The following is a 2,923-nucleotide window of genomic DNA, read 5'->3' on the forward strand; positions in this document are numbered from 1 at the left end:
TACTTGCCGGCGAATTCCACCGCACGGATCTGCAACACCTTGGAACCGAGGCTGGCCATCTCCAGCATCTCTTCGAAAGTGATCTTGTCCAGACGCTGAGCGACCGGCACCACACGCGGGTCGGTGGTGTAGACACCATCGACGTCGGTGTAGATCTGGCATTCATCGGCTTTCAGCGCTGCCGCCAGTGCCACACCCGTGGTGTCGGAACCGCCGCGACCGAGGGTGGTAATGTTGCCGTGCTCGTCGACGCCCTGGAAACCGGCGACAACCACCACGCGACCCGCTTTCAGATCACCGCGAATCTTCTGGTCATCAATCTGCAAGATACGCGCTTTATTGTGCGCACTGTCCGTCAGGATCCGCACCTGATTACCGGTGTACGACACCGCCGGCATCGATACCGCCGCCCTGCGCCATGTCCGGACGACCACCGCCCTTCCCGCCCACTGCCGCAGCAGCCTGTTTCATCAAATCACCGGCTTTGAGTTGGCCAGTCAGGTCTTTGGTTACGCCTGCAACCAGAACGACCTTTTCCTCATGGACACTGCCGAGCAGGATCACTGCGCGGCCGAGTTTGTTTTTCAGCTGATCGACCAGCGCCAGCAGCGCCTTGCCGTCCTGACCATCCAGACGCGCGGCCAGAACCTTCACGCCTTTGACGTCGACTGCCGAGTTCGACAGATCGTCGCCAGCGGCGCTGGCAGCCTTGGCCTGCAATTGCTCCAGTTGCTTTTCCAGCGCGCGGTTGCGCTCCAGCACGGCGGACAGCTTGTCGATCAGGTTGTCGCGGCTACCCTTGACCAGGTTGGCCGCTTCCTTGAGTTGTTCTTCAGCAGCGTTCAAGTAGGCCAGTGCCGCAGCACCGGTGACTGCCTCGATACGACGCACGCCCGAAGCCACACCGCCTTCGCTGATGATTTTCAGCAGGCCGATGTCGCCGGTACGGTTGGCGTGGATACCGCCGCACAGCTCGACGGAGAAATCACCGCCCATGCTCAGCACGCGCACGTTGTCGCCGTACTTCTCGCCAAACAGCGCCATGGCGCCTTTGTTCTTGGCGGTTTCGATGTCGGTCTCTTCGGTTTCAACCGCGGAGTTCTTGCGAATCTCGGTGTTGACGATGTCTTCCAGCGCTTTGATTTGCTCAGGCTTGATCGCTTCAAAGTGGCTGAAGTCGAAACGCAAGCGTTGGCTGTCCACCAACGAGCCTTTCTGCTGAACGTGCTCACCCAGAACCTGACGCAGTGCAGCGTGCAGCAAGTGGGTGGCCGAGTGGTTCAGCGAAGTGGCGTGACGCACCTCGGCATCGACGTGGGTTTCCACTGGTGCGCCAATAGTCAGGCTGCCCGAGTCCAGCACGCCGTGGTGCAGGAAGGCGCCGCCGGTCTTGGTGGTGTCGCGCACGTCGAAGCGCGCGTTGCCCGCCTGAAGGAAACCGCAGTCGCCGATCTGGCCGCCGGATTCAGCGTAGAACGGCGTCTGGTTCAGCACGATCACCGCCTCTTCGCCTTCATTCAAGACGTCGACCGACTTGCCTTCTTTATAGATAGCGACGATTTTTGCCGAACCGCTGGTGTCGGTGTAGCCGGTGAATTCAGTGGCCACATCAACCTTGACCAGCGTGTTGTAGTCCAGACCGAACGAGCTGGCCGAACGCGCACGAACACGCTGGGCTTCCATTTCACGCTCGAAGCCGACTTCGTCAACGGTCAGGCCGCGCTCGCGGGCGATGTCCGCGGTCAGGTCCATCGGGAAACCGTAGGTGTCGTAGAGTTTGAACACCACGTCGCCTGGCACCACGGTGCCTTTGAGTTCTGCCAGATCCTGCTCGAGGATCTTCAGGCCGTGCTCCAGGGTCTTGGAGAACTGTTCTTCTTCAGCCTTGAGCACGCGCTCGATGTTGCTCTGCTGCTTCTTCAGTTCCGGGAAGGCTTCGCCCATCTCGGCAACCAGTGCCGCAACGATCTTGTAGAAGAAGCTGCCAGTGGCGCCCAGTTTGTTGCCGTGACGGCAGGCGCGACGAATGATCCGGCGCAGCACATAACCGCGGCCTTCGTTGGACGGCAGCACGCCGTCGGCAATCAGGAAACCGCACGAACGAATGTGGTCGGAAACCACTTTCAGCGAAGACTGGTCGCCATTCTCGCAACCGATGGCTTCAGCCGAGGCCTTCAGCAGGTTCTTGAACAGGTCAATGTCGTAGTTGGAATTGACGTGCTGCATCACCGCACTGATCCGCTCCAGGCCCATGCCGGTGTCGACCGACGGCGCTGGCAACGGATGCAACACGCCATCGGCGGTGCGGTTGAACTGCATGAACACGTTGTTCCAGATCTCGATGTAACGGTCGCCATCTTCTTCCGGCGAGCCCGGTGGGCCACCCCAGATGTGGTCGCCGTGATCGTAGAAAATCTCGGTGCATGGGCCGCACGGGCCGGTATCGCCCATGGTCCAGAAGTTGTCGGAAGCGTACGGCGCGCCTTTGTTGTCGCCGATGCGAATCATGCGCTCGACCGGCACACCGATCTGTTTGGTCCAGATGTCATACGCTTCGTCATCGGAGGCGTAGACGGTAACCCAGAGCTTTTCCTTCGGCAGTTTCAGCACGCCGGTGAGGAAGGTCCAGGCGAAGGTGATCGCGTCGTGCTTGAAATAGTCACCGAAGCTGAAGTTACCGAGCATTTCGAAGAACGTGTGGTGACGAGCGGTATAACCGACGTTTTCCAGGTCACTGTTCTTGCCACCGGCGCGCACGCATTTCTGGCTGCTGGTCGCACGGGTGTACGCACGTTTTTCCTGGCCCAGGAAGCAGTCCTTGAACTGGTTCATCCCCGCGTTAGTGAACAGCAGGGTTGGGTCGTTGCCCGGAATCAAAGAGCTGGAGGCTACACGGGTGTGGCCTTGCTCTTCGAAGAAGCGA

1 protein-coding gene and 1 pseudogene are annotated in these 2,923 nt (G+C 59.9%); both read right to left on the reverse strand.

The features are described 5' to 3' along the window. Positions 1-398, reverse strand: a pseudogene (locus tag ACIONG_RS25065) (aspartate kinase); the annotation flags it as partial. Next, positions 373-2,923: alanine--tRNA ligase (gene alaS / locus ACIONG_RS25070; RefSeq protein WP_401303365.1), on the reverse strand; the 2,551-nt coding region annotated here is incomplete at its 5' end. The pseudogene ACIONG_RS25065 and the gene alaS, both read right to left, overlap by 26 nt.

Source organism: Pseudomonas sp. NPDC087817, from assembly GCF_044742875.1.
Classification (GTDB): domain Bacteria; phylum Pseudomonadota; class Gammaproteobacteria; order Pseudomonadales; family Pseudomonadaceae; genus Aquipseudomonas.